Here is a 24,020-nt window from a genome sequence, read left to right as displayed (position 1 = left end):
AAGCCAGCGGAGCGGCAATGTCTAAAACCCAATATCGCAACTTCGTAGGTGGCCAGTTTGTGGCCACCGATCGTTGCTTCGACGATATCAACCCCTCGACCGGTCAGGCCTATGCCCAAGTCCATGAAGCTAGCGCCGAATTGGTCGATCAGGCTGCGGATGCGGCACACAAGGCTCTGAAAGGCGAGTGGGGCAATTCCCGTCCCGAGCAGCGTGCGGCGCTCCTTGATCGCATTGCCGATGGTATCGACCGACGCTTTGACGAGTTCCTTGCCGCCGAAGTGAATGATACCGGCAAGCCTGCGGCTTTGGCCTCATCGCTCGACGTGCCTCGTGGAGCAGCCAATTTCCGTGCCTTTGCCAGCATGATCCGGACCGCCGGCGGCGAGGTGTTTGAAACGCCGACCCCGGACGGTTCGATCGCGCTCAACTATACGATGCGTCGCCCGTTGGGAACGGTGGGTATCATCTCGCCGTGGAACCTGCCGCTGCTGTTGTTTTCGTGGAAAGTGGCTCCGGCGCTTGCCTGCGGCAATGTGGTGATTGCCAAGCCTTCGGAGGAAACTCCCGGAACGGCAACGCTGCTGGCAGAGGTGATTGCCGAAGCTGGCGCTCCCGATGGCGTGTTCAATCTGGTGCATGGCTTTGGCCCCGGTTCGGCGGGCGAGGCGATTGTGAAATCGTCCAAGGTCAACGGCATCACCTTTACGGGTGAATCCGGCACCGGCGCCACTATCATGCGTCAGGCGGCCGAAGGTGTGCGCCCCGTGTCGTTTGAATTGGGCGGTAAGAACGCGGCGCTCGTCTTTGCCGATTGCGACTTTGAGGAAACCGTGGCGGGCGTCGCCCGCTCGACCTTCCTCAACACTGGCCAGGTGTGCTTGTGCACCGAGCGGGTCTATGTTCAGCGCCCGATCTATGAAAAGTTCGTAGCGGCGCTGGCCGAGGCGGCGCGCAAGCTGCGGATCGGTGATCCTTGGGCGCAGGGAACCGATATGGGGCCGTTGATCTCGAAGGGTCATCGCCAAAAGGTGCTCGATTACATGGCGCTGGCCAAGCAGGAAGGTGCTGAGGTCGTGACCGGCGGCGGCATCCCGGCTGTGGCCGAGGAATTGGGTGGCTGGTTCATCGAGCCGACGGTCTGGACCGGCCTCGCTCAGAACTCGCGCTGCATGCAGGAGGAGGTCTTCGGTCCGGTCTGCAACGTCTTCCCGTTCGACACGGAAGAAGAAGCGGTCGCACTGGCCAATGACAGCAAATACGGTCTGGCCTGCGCGATCTGGACCTCCAACCTGAAGCGCGGCCATCGTCTTGCTGCCCAGATCGAGGTTGGCCTGGTCTGGTTGAACACGTGGTTCCTGCGCGATCTGCGGACGCCGTTCGGCGGTGCCAAGCTGTCGGGCCTAGGTCGCGAAGGTGGCCATCACTCGCTCGATTTCTATTCCGAACTCAAGAATGTCTGTGTGAAATTATGACAACTCCAATCAAACAAGCCGCTGAGCATTTGCGCCAGGCAGAGGCTAATGGTCAGCCTTGCGCCCCGGTGCGTTCGCTTCTGCCCGCTGATGATATCGCTGCGGCCTACGAGGTTCAGAAGGTCAATGCCCAGATCGCGGTAGCCTCGGGCCGCCGCATCTCGGGCAAGAAGATCGGCCTGACCTCGGCCGCCGTGCAAAAACAACTGCGGGTCAACCAGCCCGATTACGGAGTGTTGTTTGCGGACATGGAGGTGCCGAGCGGCAGTTCGATCTCCTACGGCCAAGTGCTCCAGCCCAAGGTCGAGGCCGAGATTGCGCTCGTGATCGGCAAGGAATTGCGCCACGAGGACACTACGCTGGCCGAACTGATCGCCTCAGTTGAATTCGTCGTGCCTGCGCTAGAAATCGTGGGCAGCCGCATTGCGAACTGGGACATCACGATTGTTGACACCATCGCCGATAACGCTTCGTGCGGGGCCTATGTGCTCGGCAACCGGCCGGTAAAGCTGGCCGATGTGGATCTGGGGCTGTGCGGCATGGCGCTGTTTAGCCGCGGAGAACCGCTGTCGGTGGGGGCTGGGGTGGCTTGCCTTGGCCATCCGCTGAACGCTGCCCTGTGGCTGGCGCGGACCATGGCGCGCGTCGAGCAACCGCTGGTGCCGGGCGATGTGGTGTTGACGGGTGCTCTGGGCCCCATGCTGTCGGTGGTGGCGGGCGAAACCTACGAGGCCAGGATCAACGGTGTAGGCAACGTTTCGGTTCATTTCCGGGCTGCGGCCTGAGTTCAACTGTTCATTGGATTTGATCTCCTCATCCGGAAGCCCGCAGGTTCTGCGTTGCTCCGTCGGATAATCGAGATGACTGCGAGGAGGAAGTAGTGGTCGATATCTCTGCAATGGCTGAAGCCGTCGATAATGCGGCATTTCACGCCAAGCCTATCGGGCAATTGGGATCGTCGCTGAATGTTGAGGATGCCTATCGCATTCAAACGCGGTCTATCGCGCGGCGTATTGCCCGCGGTGAGCGCCGCATCGGCGTGAAGATGGGTTTCACCAGCAAGGCCAAGATGATCCAGATGGGTGTTTCCGACCTCATCTGGGGGCGCCTGACAGATGGCATGCGGGTGGATGATGGCGGCACCATTCATATGGCGCGCTATGTTCATCCCCGCTGCGAGCCGGAAATCGCGTTTCTGATTGGCAAGGAAATTGCCGGGCCGATCACCATGCTGGAGGCGCAGGATGCGGTTGCCGCCATCGCGCCCGCCATCGAAATCATCGATTCCCGCTATGAAGGCTTCAAGTTCACCTGGACGGATGTGGTTGCCGACAATGCCTCTTCTTCGGGCTTTGTGGTCGGCGCCTGGCAAGACAAAGTTGTCGATATTGCCAATCTTGGCATGGTGATGCGCTTTGATGGTGCGCCGGTTCAGATCGGTTCGAGCGCGGCCATTTTGGGCCAACCGTTCAGGGCGTTGGTCGACGCAGCGCGTCTGGTGGCACTTGAAGGCGAGCGCCTGATGCCAGGAGACATCGTACTAGCCGGTGCGGCCACTCCGGCAGAGGCCCTGCGCCCAGGCCTTCATGTTTCCCTTGATGTCCAAAACCTTGGCTCGGTCGAATTTCAGGTGGCAAGATGACTGCAAAAACACTCGCTTCTTCTCTCGATGGTGATGCACCGGCGAAAATCATTGAGGCCGAAGTCATAACCGGCCGGGCCGCTCCGCGTGGCGCTTTTCCGCATTACCGCCGCGCAGGCGATCTGGTGTTCGTATCGGGCACTAGTTCGCGCCGTGAGGACGGCACGTTTGAAGGCGCAGAAGTTGATGCCTCAGGTGTCACCAATCTGGACATCAGAACCCAGAGCCGCGCCGTGATCCGTAATATTGGCGAGATTCTCGGCCACGCCGGATTGTCGCTCAGTGATGTCGTCGAAGTCAGCTGCTTTCTCGTCAATATGAATGACTTTGGCGGCTTTAACGAAGTCTGGTCCGAGTTTTTTGGAGAAACCGGTCCAACCCGTACCACCGTTGCGGTTCACCAACTGCCGCACCCTCTGCTGCTGGTGGAGATGAAGGCTGTGGCGTACGCGCCCAAATGATTGAAATTAAATAATTTCATATTGGAAATTGCGATGTTTTGGGCTCTTCTCGTCACAGCGACGGGAGGGGGTGGAATTCTGTTGATTGGATAAAGCTATGAACCGTGAGATCGTCGTCAGAAGATATCTCGAAGCCATGGAGAAAGGCGATTTGTCTGCGACGTACTCCTGCTTTGATCAGGGCGGTGTCGTAAAGTCTCCGGTTTATGGCAACATGCCGTACGAAGAATTTTATAAGAAATTATATGGCGACACCGTCTCGTCGAAGGTGGATATTCGACATATTTATGAATCAACTTCGGATCCATGCTTTTTTGCCGCCCACTTTGATTACAAGTGGGTCAAGGGCGATGGCGTTTCGCTTTCATCAAGCTTGGTCGATTTGTTTCGATTTTCCGAGGGTACGGATAAAATCAAGCATCTTGAAATTATCTTCGACCGCGGAGTGATGAAGTAAAATAAAAATAACATAGTGGTTCTGTGCGTACAGAGCGGATTTATTGTGTTCTTGCTTCAATTCTGGAGCGCAGGAGGAACACAGCAACCCTTTGTCAACTTCAAGAAGTGAGGGGACTTTTCATGAGGAAGTTTAAGTCTATTCAAGTTCGAGCGGGCGCTTTAGCTATTGCTGTTTCTTTGATTACGCCGTCTGTGGCCTACGCCCAGACGCCGGTAACGCCGAAGGAGCCTGAAAGTGTCCTTGGCGAAATTACTGTAACGGCGCAAAAGCGTGAGCAAAAGTCGCAGGATGTGGGCATCGCGATTGCCGCCATTTCGGGCTCGCAATTACGCGCCCTCAACGTGGTGGACTCGCGCGACATTGCCCAGCTTACCCCCGGCGTTCACATCAGCGGCAATCTGGCCGGTTTGAACGTTCAATACACGATCCGCGGCGTTGCCCAGAACGACTTCTCGGACATTTCCGAAGCGCCCAACGCTGTCTATCTTGATGAAGGCTATATTGCCGTTGGTCAGGGTCAGTCCTTTGCAACCTTCGATATTGATCGCGTCGAAGTGCTCAAGGGCCCTCAGGGCACGCTCTTTGGTCGTAACGCGACGGGTGGTTTGGTCCACTTTGTGACGACCAAGCCTACCTTTGATCGCGTCAAGGGCTATGCTGAAGTTCGTGGCGGCCTGTTTGACACGGCTGCCAACGCCGGTGTCTTCCACGGCGAGGCTGCGCTCAACATTCCGCTGACCGATACTCTTGCCATCCGCTTCGGCGGCCAGTGGAACAAGCAGGGCGCCTTCATCAAGAACCTCTATCCGGCGGGTGCTGTCGGTGCCGCGCCGTGGCCCGGTGCCGGTGCGAACCTTGGCGATAATGACACGATTTCAGGTCGCTTCACCGCTCTCTATCAGCCCAGCTCATCGGCAAAGCTGACCCTGTCCATCAACGCCGCCCACACTAAGACCGGTACCGCGCCTTATCAGAACAAGGCCACCGTCAATGTGTTCGACGCCAAGGGTGAACTGGTCGACGTCGTCAATGCGGCCCCCAATGAAACGCGCGCGTCGATCTGTGCCAATGGCCAGGACTGCGGTTCCGACATGGGGAACACCGGGCATTTTGGCGCGCCTTATGGCCGTCCGGTCCCTGGCGGTGACTTCTTTGGCTATATCGCGCCCGGCGGCTGGAACACGTCGAGCGACTTCAGCTTCAAGAACGTCAACCATATCGACACGTTTGGCGCCAATCTGACCGGCGAGTTCAATATCGCCAGCGACATCACCTTGACCTCTGTCACCGACTACAAGCAGTTTAAGAAGCTGGTGCTTGACGACGTGGACGGTGGCCCAGAAAACCAGCTCATCAATTACGCTGGCCTCGACGCTCACACCGTCACGCAGGAACTGCGGTTGAATGGTAAGGCCGAGAACGTGACTTGGGCGACCGGCCTGTACTATCTGTACATGGACAACCGGAACATCTTTGGTCTTGGCATTCCGCCCAACAGCACGGTGCCCGGCGGTCCGATCGACATCGGTCTCAATGCTCGTCTGGTTTCCAATTCCTATTCGGCATTTGGACAGATCGATTGGAAATTCGCTCCCAAATTTACCGTGGTGATCGGCGCGCGTATTGTTCAGGAAGAGAAGTCGTTCAACTTCCGTCAGGGTCTTTGGTCTGCGCCTAATCCGCTTCTGCCTCAGCCGGGGGAACCGTTTGCCGTCATTGGGCCGAACAACGGTGCGCCCTATGCGGCCAAAAGCGGTCAGACGCTTTGGGCGGGCAAGTTCCAACTTGAATATCGCCCGGTTGGCGGGCTGCTCCTCTATGCTGGCGTGAATCGCGGTGTGAAGGCCGGCAGCTTCAACGCGCCTTTGGCCGGCGGTCTGCCGATTACGGTCGACTATTTGCCCTATAAGGCAGAAGTTCTGTACAACTATGAAGGCGGCTTCAAGTACACCTTCCCCGATGGAAAGACGCGCCTGAATGCCTCGGCTTTCTATTATGACTACAAGAACTATCAGGCGTTCCTGTTTACGGGCGTGTCGGGCGTTGTCATTAACGCTCCGGACAAGACCTACGGAATCGAAGGTGAACTGCGCACCAGCCCGATCCGCGGTCTGGACATCGGCCTGACGGCTGCTTACACGCACGCCACGGTCGAAGGTGTGCCACTGCGTCTTGGCGGACCTTACACCCGCAACGTCCAACCGACCTATTCGCCGCGCGTTCAGGCCAATGCGATTGTGCGCTATGGTTGGGAAGCGCTTGGTGGTCGGTTCTCGGTCGGCGGCGACGTCGATTACACCGGTAAGTTCTATTACAACCTGCGTAATTTCACGGCTGATCAGGTTCCCGGCACCTGGATGGTGAACACCAGCGTGGATTACAAGGTTTCGGACTGGACCTTTACGGCGGCGATCAAAAATCTGACTAATGTGCGTGTCGGCGTCATCGGGTTCGACCTGGCGGGGCTGTGCGGATGCAATCAGATCTCGTACAAGCCGCCCCGTCTGTTCAGCTTCAGCGCTCGCTACGAGTTCTGATGCGGGGCAGAGTCTAAATCTCTAATGGGGCCCCGACTTTCCTGCGAAAGTTGGGGCCTTGTTACTCTTTCAACAGTTAGCTTATGATTGAGGACGGCGTTTCAATGAGCGAGATTCGGCACCACGGCTTCTGTACGCTTTGCCGTTCACGCTGCGGCGCAGTCTTTGTGACGCAGGACGGTCGTCTGCGCGAGGTGCTTCCTGACGATCAACACCCGACCGGCGGCGCGCTTTGCGCCAAGGGGCGCTCTGCTCCGGAGATCCTCGCTGATCGCGGCCGTCTGACCCAGCCGCTGCGCAGAAAGAACCCTAAGACCGAGGCCATCCCGCTGTGGGAGACTGTGAGTTGGGATGAGGCGCTGAGCGATATTGCCTCGCGCCTTTCCGCAATCCGCGATGCCCATGGCGCGGACAGCATGCTTTTTGCCAGCACCACGCCCAGCGGCACCGCTATCGGCGATTCCTTTGAATGGATCGAGGCGTTCATTCGTGCCTTCGGTTCGGCCAATTTTGTCGTGGCGATGGAAATTTGCAATTTCCAGAAGGACTTCGGTCCTGTTCTGACCACAGGCGGCTCGCTGGGGACGCCTGATTACAAAAATGCCGATGCCATAGTTCTGTGGGGTCATAATCCCGCTCGCACATGGCTGGCCGCATCGTCCCAGATCAGTGCGCGCGCGGCAGGCGTTCCGCTGGTGGTGATTGATCCCCAGCGGCAGGGCAGCGGCAGCAGTGCCGACATCTGGCTCGGTTTGCGTCCCGGCAGCGATGGAGCGCTGGCGATGGGCGCCATTCATCATCTTCTTGTAACGCAAACTTTTGACGTCGATTTCGTGCGGGATTGGACTGACGCGGCGCTGCTGGTCAACCGAAAAACGGGCAAGAAGCTGACGCCGCAAGAGGTTGGGTTGGCGGGTGAGGGACTTGTTGCCATGACGGCCGAAGGCCCGGTGGTGGTAGATACCGCGCTCGCGCCGCGCCCCGATCTCGACCCGATCCTGATCTTCAGCGGCGAGGTTCAGGGTGTCGCCTGCGACAGCGCTCTATCTCTGCTTGAAAGCAGTGTGGCGCCATGGACGCGCAGCGCTACTGCGCAGGCGACCGGCCTCTCGCAAGACGCGATCGACAGCTTCTTCGCGCTACTGTCGAGCAAGGCTCGCATTGCGCTTGGCCACTGGTCGGGCCTTTCGCAAAGCGCGGTCTCGACCCAAAATGTGCGTGCCATCACCGCTCTGTTTTCGCTGCGGGGCGATGTGGATCGTATTGGCAGCAACCGCTGGTTTGCCGGGGTGCCGGTTCGCCCATTCGTGACCAAGCCGATCGGCAAGCCTTTGGGCGCAGACCGCATTCCGATGGGGCCGCCGCGCTATGGCTATGTGACCATGCGCGATGCGCTGGAGGCTATCGAGACCGGCATTCCGTATCGCCCACGTGGGTTCTTCACCTTCGGCACCAATCCGCTGGCCTCTTATCCGGATTGGGAGCGGGCTGCCAAGGCTTTGGCTTCGCTGGATTTCCGCGTACATTGCGATGTGCGGATGACGCCGATGGCCGACAGCGCGGATTACCTGCTCCCGGTAACCTTGCCATGGGAACATGCATCGCTGCGTCCCGGTTTCGAACTGGATGAAGTCAGCGCGGTGCATGTGCAGTACCGCCCGGCCGTCGTGAAGCCGACAGGCGACCAGCGGCCCGATTACGAAATCATACGCGAAATTGCGCGTAATTTGGGCTTTGAGGACCCCATGTGGCATGGATCGATCGAAGAGGCGTGGAACCTGCGTCTCGCGCCCAGCCGTTTGGACATTGCAACGCTGAAGGACCAACCGCGCGGTGTAACCCTGCCGATCAAGCACCCTGTCCGGAGCTATGCCAGCACAATGGACGATGGTCGTGTAAAAGGCTTTGGCACTCCCTCGCGCCGCATCGAATTCCATTCCACCCTCCTGGCCGATATAGGCGAACCGGCGTTGCCGGTGTGGGTCAAGCCCGCGGTCGATCCGGCCTATCCGCTGGTGTTCACCACGGCCAAGCGCGGTGTATTCACGCAATCCTCGCTGCGTTATGTGCCTTCGCTAGCGCGACGCGCCAACGCGCCCGAAGTGGCCATAAGCCCCGCCACCGCGCGCGAAGCTGGGCTGGTTGCGGGCGACTGGTGCCGGATCATCATTCCCACAGGGCATGTCCTGATGAAGGTGCGTCTGGATGAGGATCTGGCCGTTGATGTCATGGTGGGTGAACATGGCTGGTGGCAGCAGGCTGACGCCGGAGACGCGCTGGGCGAGGGGAGCAACATCAACTACATTCTGCGCAACGGCGCGGATGATCCGGTCAGTGGCGCGGTCGAGTTGCGGCGCATCGCGTGTCGGATCGAGAAGGACGAAGCCCGCTCGCGTGGGCATTGGACCGGCAAGCGGGATTTCCACATTACGGACCGTCGCGATCACGCCGGCGGCATTGTTGAACTGGTGATGGAGCCGGTTGATGCCGGCTGGGTGCCTGCCTTTGTTCCTGGCCAGCATGTTGCCTTTGCCATTCCCGAGCTGGATCTGGAGCGGCATTATTCGCTTATTTCGGAGGGCCACTCGGCATCCAACGCACTTTCTGTGGCCATCCGACGCTCCGGCGCGGGCGGGCTTTCGGATCATGTGTTTGATCATGTCTTTGTTGGTTCCAAGGTCCAGCTTTCTGTTCCTAATGGCCGTTTCCGGTTGCCGGTTCGCTCAACGCGACCGGTGGTGATGTTGGCGGGCGGTATCGGCATTACGCCTTTCCTGGGCTATTTGCGCGCCTTGGCTGCCCAGGCTGGGGAGCAGACGCCGCCCGCCGTTACGCTGATTTATGCCTCGCGCGATGCGGCGTTTGACGCCGAATTGCGTGCGCTCAAGGTGCCGAACCTCACTTACGTGCAGGTCGAATCCGGGCGCAACCTTGATCCGTTGCTGGAAGGGGCGGGGCCGGGCGCGCGGGCCTTTCTTTGCGGTTCTGAGCCGTTCATGCAGGCTGCGCGCGATGCACTGCTGGCGCGCGGCGTGGATGCCGCCTCGATCCAGCAAGAGCATTTTGCCGCCCAAACGCCCGTGACCACCGGATTGGAGGCGGCCAAGGTCACCCTGGCGTCATCGGGCCAGAGCTTTGAGTGGCGTCCCGGTCAGATCTCTATTCTGGCGGCAGCGGAGGAGGCGGGCTTTCGCTTGGCGGCCGGTTGCCGTGCGGGCGAATGTGAGAGCTGCGCCCTGCGGCTGCTGGCCGGTACGGTCTGCCACACACGCGAAGTTGATGAGGACGCTTGCCTCACGTGCTGCGCGGTTCCGATAGGTGACATCACCCTTGATGCGTGAGGATAACCAAGCGGCCCGTGGCGATTTCTCCGTCGCAGCGCGTGGAGGGCAATGATGGCTGGAGATGTTGCGCACGGAACGCCTACCATTGCGGCTCTGGCGCGCAGTTTGGCTATGCTGGAAGCGATTTTGAGTGATCGGGACGGGCGGAGCGTTGCCGCGATTGCAACTGCCATCGGCCTGCCGGTCGCCACGGCGCATCGGCAGGTGGCAACGCTGGTGGCCGAAGACTTTCTTGCCCGCTTGCCGGCAAGGCAATTTGGTCCCGGCAAGCGCCTGATGCGTCTTATTCAGATGTTTGATGAAAAGCAGGTAATTGCAACTGCAGCGGCAAGCACGCTGCATCGGCTTGCCGCTGATCTGGATTGTGTGGTGCAATTGGGCACGCTGGAAAGCGATATGGTCACCTATCGCATCAAGACCGGGGCAAAAGCGGGTGATTTGTTCACCCGGGTTGGGTTGCAATTGGAGGCCTATTGCAGCGGCATCGGCAAAGTGCTGCTGGCCCATTTGCCTGAGGCGCAGCGCGAAGCCTATTTGGCCACGGGGCCGTTTCCTGCCTTGACGGCGCACACCATTACATCTCCTGCAAAATTGCGGCAGGAACTGGTGCAGGTGATGCGCGATGGTTTGGCGCGCGACATGGAAGAGACGGCAGAGGGCCTGTCATGCGTGGCGGTGCCTGTGGCCATGCCTGACGGGCGTGTGTTGGTTGCGATTTCGGCATCGCGGACTACCCGGAATATCCAGGCTTTCAGCGCCAATGATTTGGGCAGATTGCGAGATGCGGCCAAGAATATCGAGGCAGCTGTTGCCTTGGCAAAAGGGATGACGGTGTGACTTGGTTCAGGATGCTTTGCGCACCATTGCATCGTCTCATTGTGTGAGAAGTGGGACCGGCGCAGGGCTAGCCACCCATCCTGATCTAAGTTAGATAAAATGCTGTATCGCGCTTCGAAATTGTTATTAAAGCTCCACCCTTGGCCGAGGTTGGCAAAATAATTTTTAGATTCATGCTCGATTATTTGGGTTTTGTGCTTTTAATTTTCTGCTGCCTCGGCCCTTTTGAAGCAGTCTCTGCTGCCTGATGAGCGTTGCAGGGATCGATTCTGTTCACACCTTTCAGTCTAGTTCGGAAAGTGACGCAATGGCTGTCCAATCGAAAACAAAAACCAAAGTGGCGATTATTGGTTCGGGCAATATCGGCACCGATCTGATGATCAAGGTGATGCGACTGTCGAAGGTTCTGGAAATGGGCGTCATGGTCGGCATTGACCCTGAATCGGACGGTTTGGCCCGAGCGCGGCGCATGGGGGTGGCCACAACCCATGAGGGCATTGATGGCCTGCTGAAAATGCCCGAATTCGCTGAAATCGGCATTGTGTTTGACGCGACTAGCGCAAGCGCGCACAAGCGCAACAGCGAATTGGTGCTGGCCGCGGGCAAGCGGATGATCGACCTGACGCCTGCGGCCATCGGGCCCTACACAGTTCCCCCGGTGAACGGCGAGGCAAATCTGGACGCGCCCAACGTCAACATGGTGACATGCGGCGGGCAGGCGACCATCCCGATGGTGGCAGCCGTCAACCGCGTGGCCAAGGTGCATTACGGCGAGATCGTTGCCTCGATCAGCTCGAAAAGCGCTGGGCCGGGTACGCGAGCAAATATCGATGAATTCACCGAGACGACCAGCCAGGCGATCTGCGATGTGGGCGGAGCCACGCGTGGCAAGGCAATCATCATCCTGAATCCCGCCGAACCGCCGCTGATCATGCGCGATACCGTCTATTGTCTGTGCGAGGATGCCGACCGCGATGTCATTCGCCGCTCGGTCGACGACATGGTGGCCGAGGTGCAGAGCTATGTGCCCGGCTACCGGCTGAAGCAGGCGGTTCAGTTTGAAAGCATTGGCGATAACCAGCCGCTGCGTATCCCCGAGATGGGGGGCTCCTTCACGGGTCTCAAGGTCTCTATCTTCCTTGAAGTGGAAGGTGCCGCGCATTACTTGCCCGCCTATGCTGGCAATCTTGACATCATGACCTCGGCAGCGCTGAAAACCGCCGAAAAGATCGCCGAAAGGGTGGCTGCATGACTTTTGATCCGACGACGCAAAAGCTCTATATTCAGGATGTGACCTTGCGTGATGGAATGCATGCCATCCGCCACCAATATGGCCTCGACCATGTGAAGGCCATCGCCAAGGCGCTCGACCGCGCCAAGGTTGATGCCATCGAGGTTGCCCATGGTGACGGCCTGCAAGGTTCCAGCTTCAACTATGGCTTTGGCGCCTACACCGATTGGGACTGGATCGGCGCGGTGGCCGAAGTGCTCGAACATGCGGTGCTGACCACTTTGCTGTTGCCGGGCATCGGCACGGTGCATGATTTGAAACATGCCTGCGAAATGGGCGTGAAATCAGTACGCATCGCCACCCATTGCACCGAGGCCGATGTGAGCAGGCAGCACATTGAGGCGGCGCGCAATCTGGGTATGGACGTGTCGGGCTTCTTGATGATGAGCCATATGACCAGCCCCGAAGCGCTGGCCCAGCAGGCGCTGTTGATGGAAAGCTATGGCGCGCATTGCGTTTATGTGACCGACAGCGGCGGCGCGATGAGCATGCGCGATTATGCCGCGCGGGTTCAGGCGTATGACCGGGTGCTCAAGCCCGAAACACAGCGCGGCGTTCATGCCCACCATAACCTGTCGCTGGGCGTGGCGAACTCCATCGTCGCGGTCGAACATGGCGTTGTGCGTGTGGATGCCAGCCTTGCCGGCATGGGCGCGGGCGCGGGCAATGCGCCGCTTGAAGTGTTCATTGCCGCGGCGGATCGCATGGGCTGGAACCATGGCTGCGACCTCTATGCACTGATGGATGCTGCCGAAGAACTGGTGCGTCCGCTTCAGGATCGTCCCGTGCGGGTTGACCGCGAAACGCTGACGCTGGGCTATGCTGGCGTTTACTCCAGCTTCCTGCGCCATGCCGAAAAGGCGGCGCTCGATCACGGGCTCGATACGCGCTCGATTCTGGCCGAAGTGGGGCGGCGCAAGATGGTTGGCGGTCAGGAAGACATGATCGTGGATATCGCCCTCGATCTGGTTAAGCAGCAGGAGGCTGCAAAAGCCTGATGATGCGGATTGCGGTCATCGGGGCTGGCGCCATAGGCAGCGCGGTGGCCGCAGCATTGGTTGGCGCAGGGCGCAATGTCACGCTGGTGGCGCGTGGATCGCGGCTCACAGCGCTCCAACTCGGCCCCCTTCGCATCGAAAGTGACGGCCAGATTGCCGAAAGGGCGGTCAAGGCGGTTGGTTTGGATACGTTGGGGGCCGGAATTGATCTGGCCATTTTCTGCGTTAAAGCGCCCGATCTTGCGACCACATTGCATGCTTGCAGGCCGCTGATGGCGCCCGGCTCCCTTGTACTGACTCTGCAGAATGGCGTTGAAGCGCAAGATATGGCCCAGGAAATCTTGCCCGGTACGGCGGTGCTGGCCGGGCGGGTGCATGGTTTCTTTGAAATGGAGGGGCAACTGCTGCGCCATGTCGGTGTGGTGCCTTCCATTGTGATGGGATGTGCGCGCGGCGATCCGGTCACATCCGAAACCGCTTTACTGAGCACCTTTGCCGAGAGTGCGATGCGGGTTTCGCTATCACCAGACATTCGCCGCGCCCTGTGGGAGAAATTCCTGATTGCGGCGGGCTTGGGCGGTCTTGCTGCCGCTTTGCAGGTTCCGGCCGGATTGGTGCTGTCGCATCCTGGTGGTGAAGCACTGCTGCGCATGGTATTGGCCGAGATTGTGGCCATTGCTGCGACGCAGGGAATTGGCTTCGATGGCGATGATATTGAGCGCACCATCGCCTTCATTCGCGATTTTCCGCCCGATGCGACAACCTCGCTGCAACGCGACATAGCTGCGGGACGACCCTCTGAATATGACGCGTTGACGGGAGCCGCCCTGCGCATGGCGCGATTACATGGGGTAGCGCATCCTGTTTTGGTCCGGATTGATCGAGCCATAGATGTGGGCGTAGTGCTGTTGGCCTGAACTATGCGGGTCTAGCGTGCTGGGCCCACGCTGTCTCGCCGGATAAGGTGGTGGTCGAGCACCAGTTGACGTGGTCTTTCCGATCCGCCCCGGTTCAGCAATTGCATCGCGGCGGCATGGGCCATGGCTTCAACCGGCTGATGCACAGTAGTTAGCGTGGGCAGAACGAGCTTGGCAATCCAACTGTCATCAAAACCGCAGATGGAAAGGTCATCCGGGACGACAAGCCTCATTTGCTGGCAGGCGGCAATAATACCCGCCGCCATGTCATCATTGGCAGCGAAGATCGCGGAGGGGCGGGGCTGGACGCAGAGCAGTTCCCGCGCCGCGGCCACGCCGCTGCCGAAGCTGAAATCCCCTTTTGCCTCAACGACTTTCACCTCAGGCTGCATGGTCTTGAGGTGTTCGATGAAGCCGCGGCGGCGCAGGGTGGCTGCGCTGAGTTGATCCGGCCCGCTAACAAAGCCGATATGCCGGTGGCCAAGGCTGTACAATAGGTCGGCAACCTGCTTTGCGGCGGCCAGATCATCCATATGGACAGAAGGTGAGCGGAGCGGGTCGTGGAGCGGCGCGATTCGGCTGTAGCGAATATCGCGCGCCTCCATCAACTCAAGCACCCTAGCGTTGTCGCACAGCGGCGGCGTCAGTATAAATCCGTCTGAGCGTCCGTTGCTGACTATGGCATCGAGCCTTTCAAGAAGGGCTTCGGATGGACCGTTGGAATCCACATGGTCAAAACGCAAATGATAATGTCGCTCCACGCAGGCGGCATAAGCGCCGGACACGATTTTCATGGTATAATGTGGGCTTGGGTTGTCGAAAATGACGCCTATCACATAGTTATGCGCCCCGGCGAGGCTGCGGGCGGCCATATCAGGGGCATAGCCCAGTTGGGCAATCGCTGAGTCCACTTTAGCGCGCAGCCGGGCAGTCACATGCGGTTCGTTGTTAATGACCCGACTGACGCTCTTGAGCGAGACGCCAGCGCATTCTGCAACGTCGCGCATCGTCGGCGGCTGGGACTTTCCCAAAAATCTGTCTTTGTTGTTGGCCATTACCCACTCCGGATTGCGGCGATCCATAACGAAATTTGGTCTGCGCCGTATAGTATAAAAGGGCCGAATTTCATCAGGTGAGAGATATGACAACGCAGTCTTGACAACGCGAGACAATTTCACGACCCCTGCGCGCTATTGAGGGAGCCCAAAATTCCAAGGGCAAAAAAAGGGAGGTTCGTGTTGAAAAAATCTCTGTTGATGGGTGCGTCCAGCATCATTCTGGCTTTGCCTTGCGCTTCGGTCGCTCAGGAGGCCGCTGTCCAGCGGCCTGCAGTGCAGGCCCAGCAGGTGGGTGGCGATATCGTTGTGACGGCCCAGCGTGACCGCTCGCTTTTGTCGAAGACCCCGTTGGCCATTTCGGCCGTGACGGGTGATGCCCTGCGCAATTCGGGTATCACGGGCCCCTCGGCATTGTCCGATGTGGTGCCCAACGTTTCGCTCGATCATACCAACGGCATTCAGGTGACCATTCGCGGCGTGACGTCGAACGACCAGACCGAAAAGGGCGATCCCTCGGCTGCGTTCATGGTCGATGGCGTTTACATCGCCCGCACGCAGGAAGCAGACGTCAGCTTTTATGACGTGGATCGCGTTGAAGTGCTGCGCGGCCCGCAGGGCACGCTCTATGGCCGGAACACCACCGCTGGTGTGGTCAACGTTCTGACCAACAAGCCCGAACTGAACCGCTTTAAAGCAACGGTTGACGGCTCATACGGCAATTACGATGCCGCTAGCCTACAGGCAGCGGTAAACCTGCCGGTCAGTTCGACCACGGCGGTGCGCATTGCCGGGATCTACGATCGCCACGACAATTATTACAAGCTGGCTCCCGGCGACACGACTCTGGTAAACAGCGCCCAGCGCGAGAACGTTGGCGCGCGCATCCAGGTGCTGTTCAAACCGACCTCGAACTTCAATCTGCTGTTGCGCGGTGCTTTTGCCAATATCAAGGGCACGCAGTCGGCCCTGAATCAGGGCGGTCTTGCACTGAGCAATTTCTACACCAACCTGCCCAGCGGCAACAGCCCCAACGAGGCGCTGCCGGTCTGGTCCAATCCGAACCCTGAAACCGCACTGGTCCGCGCCAACCGCCTGCCGACCAATCCGGGCATTGCGGGCCACGGCAACCGCTATGGCGAGAACAACACCTCACTGGCTTTGGAAGGCGAAGCCAATTGGGATCTGGGCGCGGTGACGTTGACTGACATCACCTCGTATCACCAGTTCTCGCGCAACGAGACCAATGTCCTTGATCTGGCGCCCGGTTTTGCCGTGCCCTACAGCAACAACAGCCGCTTCCATCAGTTCTCGCAGGAACTGCGTGTTTCGACCAACGGAACCGGGCCGTTCCACGTTCAGGCCGGTGCCTATTACTTCCGCGAGAAGCAGGACGTGAACGTAAGCCTGTTTGGCCTGCTGGGCCCGGCTGGTTCCAACGCCTACGTCTTTAGCTTCCCGCAATCGCCGGTGATCAACCGCACCTGGGGCCTGTTTACTCAGGGTACTTATAAGCCAATCCCGCAATTGCGTCTGACCGCCGGTGTGCGCTACACCAACGATTACAAGTATCGCTACGGCTATTCTGCGGTGCTGCCTGCCATCAATGCCCCGCTCAGCCAGAGCCTGGGCTATGTGAACGATGCGCAGATCAGCGCCGAGCGCGTGACGTGGCGCGCGGCCATCGATGGTGACATCCCCTCGGGCCTGCTGTTCGCCTCCGTGGCCTCGGGCTATAAAGCCGGCGGTTTTGGTGATGGCTGTTCGACCGGCGCCCCCGGTCAGTCCAACCTGACCAGCCGCGGTGAGAAATGCGTGTATGGGCAGGCCTTCCAGCCTGGTGCGATCCTGCCTCAGCTTCAGTCGATTTATTACCAGCCGGAAACATTGATCGCCTATGAAGCTGGCTACAAGGGCAAATTTGCCGGCGGTGCCGTAAGGCTTAATGTTGACGCGTTCTACTACGACTACAAGAATATGCAGCTGACTGGGCAGGTCATGCTCAACGGCGCTCCTTCGCAGGTTACCACCAACGCAGGTCGCTCGCATATCAAGGGTGTCGAGGTGGAAACCATCCTACAGCCTGATCGCCACAACCGTTTGAACATCGGTCTGGACATTCTGGATGCAAGCTATGTGCAATATTGCGCGCATACGCTCAATCCTGGTCAGCCGACGGCAAGCTGCGATGCCAATTGGGCAGGGCGCCGCCTTGATCGCTCGCCCGCAACCAGCCTGCGTGCGGCCTACACCTATTCGACCCCGATTGGTGCGAGCCGGGTGGAGGCAACTGTGGGTACCAGGCTGGTGTCTAAGTCTTATGTCACGGCTTATACGACCTATCCGGTCCAGTATGTGACGCCGTCGCACACGCAGACCTATGTGACGGTCACCTATCACTCGCCGGATGATCGCTGGTACCTGCAGGGCTATGGCAAGAACCTCGAAAACTTCATCGCGGTCAACGGGGTTGATACCAACGGCTTTGTGACCGCCATTAACGAACCGCGCACATATGGCGTGCGTGCGGGCTTCAAGTTCTGATAACGCGCTTCTGGGTTAAAGCCTTGAAGGTTGGACAGTGGCTCGTGGGATCGGTCTCACGGGCCGCTGCTCGTTTTACGGCTGTCAACTTAAGATCTCGACGACTCGTCAATCTTCTCATTTCGACGGTTTGGCGCCGGATGGCTTTAGGTGTTGCACCAAATCCGAGGGGGCGCCGCACAGCGCTGCGCCGCGGCAATGCCAGAGCACACTCATCAAGAAAACGAAGAAAATGCTTTTTTACAAGCTGCTTGCCGAGCCTGGCATCTGCTTGCCCCACGAGCTCATGCAGCGGTGCATGACCGATGCGGTGATATTCTACCCCCATTTATAGTCGATTGACAATGCGTATATCATCCATTGAAAATCAATTGATCTTACATGATGGTTATGGTATCTCGATTTTTGAGAAGTCGAGAAAACTTGGCTCCATAGAGGGGATGGAAACATGCAATTTTCCAGCAAGGGATTATGGGTGACAGCGGCCACAATGGCGGTGGCCGTTTCAATGCCGGCATGGGCGCAGGGGGGCGACGCTTCCTCGTCAACCGCCGCCAATCAGGGGCAGTCGGCCAAGGCGGATGAAGGACGCAGTTCCGCGCTCGGTGGCGACATCGTTGTGACGGCCCAGCGTCGTTCCGAAAACATCCAGAAGGTCGGCATTGCAATCAGCGCCTTTTCGGGGGCCCAGTTGCGCGCCTTGAACGTGGTGGACTCGCGCGACATCGCCGCGCTGACTCCGGGCGTCCATCTTGGCGGCGCCATCGCTGGGCAAAACAGCCAATACACGATCCGCGGGGTGACGCAGAACGACTTCAACGATGTGGTTGAAGCGCCCAACGCCGTTTACCTTGACGACGGCTATATCGCGATTGGGCAGGGGCAGACCTTTGCTCTGTTCGACATCGATCGCGTTGAAGTGCTCAAGGGGCCGCAGGGAACGCTGTTTGGGCGCAATGCGACGGGCGGGCTGGTCCATTATATCACAAAGAAGCCCAGCCTTTCCAAAACCACGGGCTTTATTGACCTGAATTACGGCCTTTATGACTCGCCGGGCACCCCAGGCGCATTTCATGGTGAAGCGGCGCTGAACTTGCCGATGGGGGACAAGGTGGCGACCCGTATTGCGGCCATGTGGAACAAGGCCGACCCTCTGCTTCGCAACCTCTATCCAGCCGGGGCGGTTGGTGGTTCGCCAGGGCCGGGGGCCGGGGCTAACACGGGTGATGATGACACGCTCGGCGGGCGCATAACCACGCTGTTCGAGCCCAGCAGTTCGGCCTCTATTACGCTGTCGCTCAATGCGGCACGCTCACAAGTGGCCACCGCCGCTTACCAACAAAAGCCGACGATCGCGCAATTCAACGCTGCGGGCGAGATGATCAACGTGTTGAATGCGGCGCCTACCGAAACGCGGGCTTCCATCGGGGCGAACGGGCAGGATTTTGGGTCCGACGTGGGCAATACCGGCCAGTTTGGCGCTCCTTTTGGTCGTCCTGTCCCCGGCGGTGATTTCTTTGGCTACAAGGATCCGGACGGTTCGGGATTCTACACATCGAACGATTTCGCCTTCAAGAGCTTGAACCGTTCACATACTTATGGCGCCAATCTCAGCGGTGAATTCAAACTCGGCTCCGGCATCAATCTCACTTCAGTGACGGATTATAAGAACTTCTACAAGCTGCTGTTTCTGGACGTCGATGCCGGGCCCGCCAATCAGGCTGCCAATTATCAGGGGGTCGATGCCTGGACCCTCAGCCAAGAGTTCAGGCTGGCAGGCAAGGCGCGTGTCTTCGATTGGACAGCTGGCCTCTATTACCTCCACATCAATACTCACTCGATCAACGGTTTGAAGTTTCCGACCGGCAGCGTTGTACCGGGTGCGCCGTTCGATCTGGGGGCGGATGCTCATCTGATCACCAATTCCTATTCCGCCTTCGGCCAGATTGACTGGCATCTTGCCGATCGTCTCAAGCTGACGACTGGCGGCCGGTTGATCCGCGAGGAAAAGGACTACCGCTATCTGCAAGGCATCTGGGCGACGCAGGACTCGCGCATGGCGCAGGTTGGCGCTCCTCTAGTGATTGGTCCGGTCGTCGGCGCTGCGGGGCCTGCGCCCTATGCCGCCACGGATGGCCGGACATTGTGGGCGGGCAAGGTGCAACTGGACTTTCAGGCGCAGGACAATCTGCTGCTTTATCTTGGCGTTAACCGGGGGGTTAAGGCAGGCAGCTTCAATGCCCAACTGCCCGGCGGGCGGGGCGTTCCCGTCAGCGCGATCCCCTATAAGCCGGAAGTTCTTCTGAGCTATGAGGGCGGCTTCAAATACAATACGCCTGATCGCAAGACCCGCCTCAATGCGTCAGCTTATTATTATGATTACAAGGACTATCAGGCGTTCCTGTTCACAGGTGTGTCGGGTGTGGTCGTCAATGCCAATGCCCGCACCTACGGGTTTGAGGCCAGCCTTTTCACCTCGCCCCTGGCCGGACTCGATCTTGGGCTTTCGGCGTCTTACTTTGACGCGCTGGTAAAGAATGTGCCGCTGCGGGTGAACGGACCGATCTCGCGTGATGTGCGCCCTGTCTATGCTCCGCCGTTTCAGGCCAGCGCGATTGCCCGATATGAATGGGCAGGCTGGGGCGGTAAGTTCTTTGTCGGTGCCGATGCGCAATACAGCTCCAGTTTCTATTACAATCTCAGGAACTTCGATGCCGACAAATTCGGTCGCTACATGATGCTCAACGCCGGCGTCGGCTGGAGCAACGATAATTGGACCTTTAGCATAAGGGCACGCAACCTGACCGATGTCCGCGCGGGCGTCCAAGGCTTTGACCTGGCATCCCTGTGTGGGTGCAACGAAGTATCTTACAAACCGCCACGCTTTTTCCAGATCGGCGCGCGTTACAATTTCTGATTATCATTGGGAGACAGACAGTGACTAACCCAATCCTGAACGCATTTCCAAAGCGCGACACGGACTATTCGATCTGGTCTTTGGCCTATTGCCAGGTCGACATCATGCAAGACTTCTTCGGCGGCTCCGGCCCTTACAGCAACAAGGGCGAAGTTCACGCCCCGATGATTTACACGTTGCTTGTTGGCGGAGAAGTGGGCGGTAAGCAGCATGTTGCGCTTGTCGATTGCGGCTTCCGAAATGACTACTGGCTCACCCGCTATGCGTTTTCCAGCTGGGAAAGCCCGACGGATGTGCTGGGGCGAGTGGGTTTCAAGCCTGAGGATGTTGACACCATCCTTGTGACGCACATGCATTTCGACCACATGGGTAATTTTGAAGCCTTCCCGAACGCTAAGCTGTACATCCAGCTTGATGAATACACTGGCTGGTCCAATGCCGTCTGCGCAGCCCACCAGCACGAAACCGAGGAGGAGCGCGCCTGGATCTTCTCGTCCTTCGATCCCCAGGATTTGATCCGCGCCTCGCAAGGAGTCGCGGATGGACGGATCCAGTTCGTGCGCGGAGATGAAGAGATCCTGCCCGGCGTCATTGCCCGCCTAGCCAAGGACAGCCACACTTTTGGTTCGCAGTGGTTTGAGGTGCACACCCGCAACGGACCCTTCGCGATGGCGGGCGATGCCGTCTATTGGTATTCGAACATCGAGAGCATGTGGCCTCCGGGCTATCATCAAGGCAATGCCTTCAACCAGATCAAGGTCTATCGTGAAATCCGCGAGTTGTTAAAGCAGAAGACCGATCGCATGATCCCCGGACATGACCCTCAGGTCTGGTTGCGCCACAGTTCATGGACAGCGCCGAGCGGCAACCAGATTGCCGAGGTCAATCTGCGCGACAATGATCCAAGCCGCAAGCCCGACAACGCTGCGGGCAAAAAGATCTATATTTGATTTCTGCGGCCGGAGTGTGACCTCTCCCGCCTCGGCCGTCCCTACGCGCCTGTCTCTTGGCCGCATGGCGATCATGAGGCAGGCGTTTGCCTTTTTATGGCAAGGCCCACCGTACGATCAGGGCAGCTTGGTCGAGTTGTGCGACAGCGACGCGGAAGAGCGCGAGACTTCTTCATAAACTCCGGTCAGAAATGACAGAAACTGCGTCGCGCCGCCGAGCTTTTCGTTCAGGCTCTCGAGGCCTTTAATGCCTTCAATCAACAATTCCCGTCGGATGACAGAGAACTCGTCACAGGCCTTCTTGCCCTTTTCGCTGACCTCAAAGGCATGGACCTTGCTACCGTTTTCCTTGATCTTGGTGATCAGGTTATAGCTTTCCAGTTTGCGCAGACTGTATTGCACATTGGCCACATCGTCTCGGTTCAGCATCCGTGCGATTGTCACGCCGTTGCGTGGCCGGTCAAGCATCCCAATGACCTGAAGAATAAGATACTCCGAAATTTTCAGGTCGCCTTCAACGACGATGGCACTTGCTGCTTCAAGCCAACGTGAGAAGGCTTCGTGGCATCTAATAATAGACCACTCTAATTCTGTAACTTTGTACTCAAGTTCATTGGTTGCAAGGTGCCAATGTTTGTAATATTTTGAATCCATAGTGTATCTCTTTAACGGTATTGATGGGTGCTTAAGCTGTTGGGGGGGGTGTAATTCCAGACATTTACGTTGAATATACGAGGTGAGCGAGGCTCCCGTTGGTTTGCCTTGGCGTTGTATCAAGCGATACAGTTCCGGTTTTTCCGAGTCATTCTTGATTGATGTCGGGGATCATATCTCGGGTTAGCAGGGCTTGCATAGTAGCTTACTTGGAGCGGATCGCAACAACGGCTGGTCTTGATTACCATTCCCAGGCCGCAGGAGAATTACGCTGGATTCGCAGGAGGTGCCAACTTTTAAAAATGGGCCGCCGAATGGGCTAGATGCCGTAATGGGCCAGCGTCTCCAAGATAGCCAAGTGGGTGGCTGTCCCTCAGAATGATGGTGTTGAACGAGGTCCGAGAGATCGGCCTCAAGCATCATGAGAGGAACAGCCATGGAGCATTATGCCGGAATCGATGTCTCACTGAAAGAGAGCAGCGTGTGCATTGTGGACGCGAAGGGCAAGGTGGTGCGGGAGGTTAAGGTCGCCAGCGAGCCTGAATGCCTTGTCGGTTATTTCGACGAGTTGGATCTGTCGGTGGTTCGCGTTGGCCTTGAAGCAGGCCCGCTTTCCCAGTGGTTGCATGCTGCCCTTGCCGCATCAGGTCGGGAGGTCGTGCTGCTGGAAACCCGCCATGTGAAGGCGGCGCTTTCGGCGATGACGGTGAAGACTGATCGCAAGGATGCGCGGGGGATCGCGCAATTGCTTCGCATGGGTTGGTATCGGCCGGTTCATGCAAAATCGCCACCGGCCCAGGATGTCCGGGCACTTCTGGTCGGACGCAAGCTTTTGCAGGGCAAGCTCCTCGACGTGGAACTAAGCATCCGGGGTATCCTGCGCGGCTACGGATTGAAGGTTGGCGAGGTCAGCCGTGGGCGTTTCGAGGCGCGCATTCGTGAACTGATCGAAGGACACCCCGCATTGTCGGTTGTGATCGGTGGGATGCTAGCCGCGCGAACCGCTCTGTGGGACGAGTTCACGCGGCTCCACCGGGCGATGCTTAAAATCGCCCGCGCCGACCAAGTCTGCCAGAGATTGATGACGGCACCTGGCGTAGGGGCGCTGGTTGCGTTGACCTATCGATCGGCCGTGGATGATCCGGCCCGGTTTGGGAAATCGAGCACGGTGGGCGCCTACTTCGGACTCACACCGAAGAAATATCAATCCGGCGAAACGGATCGCGATGGTGGCGTCAGCAAGGTCGGCGACGCGATGGTGCGGACCGCCTTGTTCGAGGCGGCGCATATCATGTTGACGCGAGCGACACGCTTTTCCAGCCTCAAGCGCTGGGCACTGGATGTAGCGCAGCGCCGCGGCATGAAACGCGCGAAGGTGGCACTGGCACGCAAGCTGGGGGTGGTCCTGCATCGCTTGTGGATCGATGCGACGGACTTTCGCTGGGGCGCGAATGCTGTGGCGGTATGAGGAGAGTGATGTGATTGACGCGGTGAAGTGAGAGGACTGCGTCTGATGAGGTCCCGTCGCTGGGGCGCAGGCTTGGCAAGGTCGTGTGTAGTGCTGTGATCACCTCGGTGAAGCACGCTTCCTAGATTGACCTGTCAGCTTGAGGATCTGATGGCATGGTGTGGCAACCTCGGTGTTGACCACGGACAGAAGCATGATCCCGGCGACGAGATAATCATTCAGAGGGACTTGACGAATGCAGGCCCATTACAGAAGCATTACATTAAGATCTGCCTGCGGCAAGTCGCTGCGATCGAGTGCTCGCGGGGACCAGCGATTGACTATTAGCGGCAGAACTCGGGCGTCAGTGGTACGTTCTGTCATAAATGCTCCTTCATGGCTCGCGATGGGTGATGTTTTTCGGTTCAGTCTAAGGATGTCTGGCTCTGCCCGTCACTGACCAGCGCCATCTATGCGCGATAGAATCTTGT

17 protein-coding genes are annotated in these 24,020 nt (G+C 58.5%); 15 read left to right on the top strand and 2 right to left on the bottom strand.

Annotated features, from left to right (window positions below; translation table 11 throughout):
- Positions 1-17: 17 nt before the first annotated feature.
- The 11 genes from PQ457_RS19230 (at position 18) to PQ457_RS19180 (ending at position 13,962) form a co-directional block, all read left to right on the top strand.
- The gene (locus PQ457_RS19230) at positions 18-1,475 is read left to right on the top strand and encodes a 2-hydroxymuconic semialdehyde dehydrogenase (protein ID WP_273619427.1); all 1,458 of its coding nucleotides are present in this window, start codon (positions 18-20) and stop codon (positions 1,473-1,475) included.
- The gene (locus PQ457_RS19225) at positions 1,472-2,260 is read left to right on the top strand and encodes a 2-keto-4-pentenoate hydratase (RefSeq protein ID WP_273619426.1); all 789 of its coding nucleotides are present in this window, start codon (positions 1,472-1,474) and stop codon (positions 2,258-2,260) included. The genes PQ457_RS19230 and PQ457_RS19225 overlap by 4 nt, the downstream gene beginning before the upstream one ends.
- Positions 2,261-2,553: 293 nt before the next feature.
- Positions 2,554-3,117, top strand: coding sequence for a 2-keto-4-pentenoate hydratase (locus PQ457_RS19220; protein WP_337958489.1), 564 nt, complete (start codon positions 2,554-2,556; stop codon positions 3,115-3,117).
- A complete protein-coding gene (locus PQ457_RS19215; RefSeq protein WP_273619425.1) occupies positions 3,114-3,578 on the top strand; it encodes a RidA family protein in 465 nt (154 codons plus the stop codon). Before PQ457_RS19220 ends, PQ457_RS19215 begins: the two co-directional genes overlap by 4 nt.
- 97 nt (positions 3,579-3,675) lie before the next feature.
- Positions 3,676-4,035 (top strand): nuclear transport factor 2 family protein, encoded by a 360-nt coding sequence (locus PQ457_RS19210; RefSeq protein ID WP_273619424.1) that lies wholly within the window; start codon positions 3,676-3,678, stop codon positions 4,033-4,035.
- 122 nt (positions 4,036-4,157) lie between these two features.
- The gene (locus tag PQ457_RS19205; RefSeq protein WP_273619423.1) at positions 4,158-6,575 is read left to right on the top strand and encodes a TonB-dependent receptor; all 2,418 of its coding nucleotides are present in this window, start codon (positions 4,158-4,160) and stop codon (positions 6,573-6,575) included.
- A 104-nt stretch (positions 6,576-6,679) separates the two neighbouring features.
- Positions 6,680-9,916, top strand: a complete 3,237-nt coding sequence (locus tag PQ457_RS19200; RefSeq protein WP_273619422.1) for a molybdopterin-dependent oxidoreductase — start codon at positions 6,680-6,682, stop codon at positions 9,914-9,916.
- 114 nt (positions 9,917-10,030) lie between these two features.
- Positions 10,031-10,756, top strand: coding sequence for an IclR family transcriptional regulator (locus PQ457_RS19195; protein ID WP_420540993.1), 726 nt, complete (start codon positions 10,031-10,033; stop codon positions 10,754-10,756).
- Positions 10,757-11,063: 307 nt separating this feature from the next.
- Positions 11,064-12,008, top strand: coding sequence for an acetaldehyde dehydrogenase (acetylating) (locus PQ457_RS19190; protein WP_273620402.1), 945 nt, complete (start codon positions 11,064-11,066; stop codon positions 12,006-12,008).
- Entirely contained in the window at positions 12,005-13,045 is a 1,041-nt protein-coding gene (dmpG, locus tag PQ457_RS19185) for a 4-hydroxy-2-oxovalerate aldolase (RefSeq protein ID WP_273619421.1), read from the top strand. Before PQ457_RS19190 ends, dmpG begins: the two co-directional genes overlap by 4 nt.
- On the top strand, positions 13,045-13,962 hold the full coding sequence (locus PQ457_RS19180) for a ketopantoate reductase family protein (RefSeq protein WP_273619420.1): 918 nt from the start codon (positions 13,045-13,047) through the stop codon (positions 13,960-13,962). The genes dmpG and PQ457_RS19180 overlap by 1 nt, the downstream gene beginning before the upstream one ends.
- Before the next feature lie 11 nt (positions 13,963-13,973).
- Here the strand turns inward: PQ457_RS19180 and PQ457_RS19175 are convergent, their stop codons facing one another.
- Positions 13,974-15,017: a LacI family DNA-binding transcriptional regulator gene (locus tag PQ457_RS19175; protein ID WP_273619419.1), complete on the bottom strand. Its 1,044-nt coding sequence runs from the start codon at positions 15,015-15,017 to the stop codon at positions 13,974-13,976.
- A gap of 183 nt (positions 15,018-15,200) precedes the next feature.
- On the opposite strand from PQ457_RS19175, the gene PQ457_RS19170 reads away from it, so the two are divergent.
- The 3 genes from PQ457_RS19170 to PQ457_RS19160 all read left to right on the top strand — a co-directional run bounded on the left by PQ457_RS19170 (position 15,201) and on the right by PQ457_RS19160 (position 21,428).
- Positions 15,201-17,561: a TonB-dependent receptor gene (locus PQ457_RS19170; protein WP_273619418.1), complete on the top strand. Its 2,361-nt coding sequence runs from the start codon at positions 15,201-15,203 to the stop codon at positions 17,559-17,561.
- 448 nt (positions 17,562-18,009) lie between these two features.
- The gene (locus PQ457_RS19165; protein WP_273619417.1) at positions 18,010-20,478 is read left to right on the top strand and encodes a TonB-dependent receptor; all 2,469 of its coding nucleotides are present in this window, start codon (positions 18,010-18,012) and stop codon (positions 20,476-20,478) included.
- A gap of 20 nt (positions 20,479-20,498) precedes the next feature.
- Positions 20,499-21,428: an N-acyl homoserine lactonase family protein gene (locus tag PQ457_RS19160; protein WP_273619416.1), complete on the top strand. Its 930-nt coding sequence runs from the start codon at positions 20,499-20,501 to the stop codon at positions 21,426-21,428.
- A 117-nt stretch (positions 21,429-21,545) separates the two neighbouring features.
- On the opposite strand, the gene PQ457_RS19155 is transcribed toward PQ457_RS19160, so the two are convergent.
- The gene (locus tag PQ457_RS19155; protein WP_273619415.1) at positions 21,546-22,082 is read right to left on the bottom strand and encodes a winged helix DNA-binding protein; all 537 of its coding nucleotides are present in this window, start codon (positions 22,080-22,082) and stop codon (positions 21,546-21,548) included.
- 436 nt (positions 22,083-22,518) lie between these two features.
- Here PQ457_RS19155 and PQ457_RS19150 point away from each other — a divergent pair, with 436 nt between their 5' ends.
- Positions 22,519-23,550 carry an IS110 family RNA-guided transposase gene (locus PQ457_RS19150; protein WP_273617547.1) on the top strand — a complete coding sequence of 344 codons (1,032 nt, stop codon included), beginning with the start codon at positions 22,519-22,521 and terminating at the stop codon, positions 23,548-23,550.
- The last annotated feature ends 470 nt before the right edge of the window (positions 23,551-24,020 follow it).

The sequence above is a fragment of the Novosphingobium humi genome (assembly GCF_028607105.1).
Classification (GTDB): domain Bacteria; phylum Pseudomonadota; class Alphaproteobacteria; order Sphingomonadales; family Sphingomonadaceae; genus Novosphingobium; species Novosphingobium humi.
This window is presented reverse-complemented; position numbering and strand designations above follow the sequence as displayed.

Bases quoted from the DNA above. Each gene is read 5' to 3' on its own strand.
- PQ457_RS19230 (WP_273619427.1), top strand. From the start codon at position 18: ATGTCTAAAACCCAATATCGCAACTTCGTAGGTGGCCAGTTTGTGGCC.
- PQ457_RS19225 (WP_273619426.1), top strand. From the start codon at position 1,472: ATGACAACTCCAATCAAACAAGCCGCTGAGCATTTGCGCCAGGCAGAG.
- PQ457_RS19220 (WP_337958489.1), top strand. From the start codon at position 2,554: ATGGGTGTTTCCGACCTCATCTGGGGGCGCCTGACAGATGGCATGCGG.
- PQ457_RS19215 (WP_273619425.1), top strand. From the start codon at position 3,114: ATGACTGCAAAAACACTCGCTTCTTCTCTCGATGGTGATGCACCGGCG.
- PQ457_RS19210 (WP_273619424.1), top strand. From the start codon at position 3,676: ATGAACCGTGAGATCGTCGTCAGAAGATATCTCGAAGCCATGGAGAAA.
- PQ457_RS19205 (WP_273619423.1), top strand. From the start codon at position 4,158: ATGAGGAAGTTTAAGTCTATTCAAGTTCGAGCGGGCGCTTTAGCTATT.
- PQ457_RS19200 (WP_273619422.1), top strand. From the start codon at position 6,680: ATGAGCGAGATTCGGCACCACGGCTTCTGTACGCTTTGCCGTTCACGC.
- PQ457_RS19195 (WP_420540993.1), top strand. From the start codon at position 10,031: ATGCTGGAAGCGATTTTGAGTGATCGGGACGGGCGGAGCGTTGCCGCG.
- PQ457_RS19190 (WP_273620402.1), top strand. From the start codon at position 11,064: ATGGCTGTCCAATCGAAAACAAAAACCAAAGTGGCGATTATTGGTTCG.
- dmpG (WP_273619421.1), top strand. From the start codon at position 12,005: ATGACTTTTGATCCGACGACGCAAAAGCTCTATATTCAGGATGTGACC.
- PQ457_RS19180 (WP_273619420.1), top strand. From the start codon at position 13,045: ATGATGCGGATTGCGGTCATCGGGGCTGGCGCCATAGGCAGCGCGGTG.
- PQ457_RS19175 (WP_273619419.1), bottom strand. From the start codon at position 15,017: ATGGCCAACAACAAAGACAGATTTTTGGGAAAGTCCCAGCCGCCGACG.
- PQ457_RS19165 (WP_273619417.1), top strand. From the start codon at position 18,010: ATGCAATTTTCCAGCAAGGGATTATGGGTGACAGCGGCCACAATGGCG.
- PQ457_RS19155 (WP_273619415.1), bottom strand. From the start codon at position 22,082: ATGGATTCAAAATATTACAAACATTGGCACCTTGCAACCAATGAACTT.
- PQ457_RS19150 (WP_273617547.1), top strand. From the start codon at position 22,519: ATGGAGCATTATGCCGGAATCGATGTCTCACTGAAAGAGAGCAGCGTG.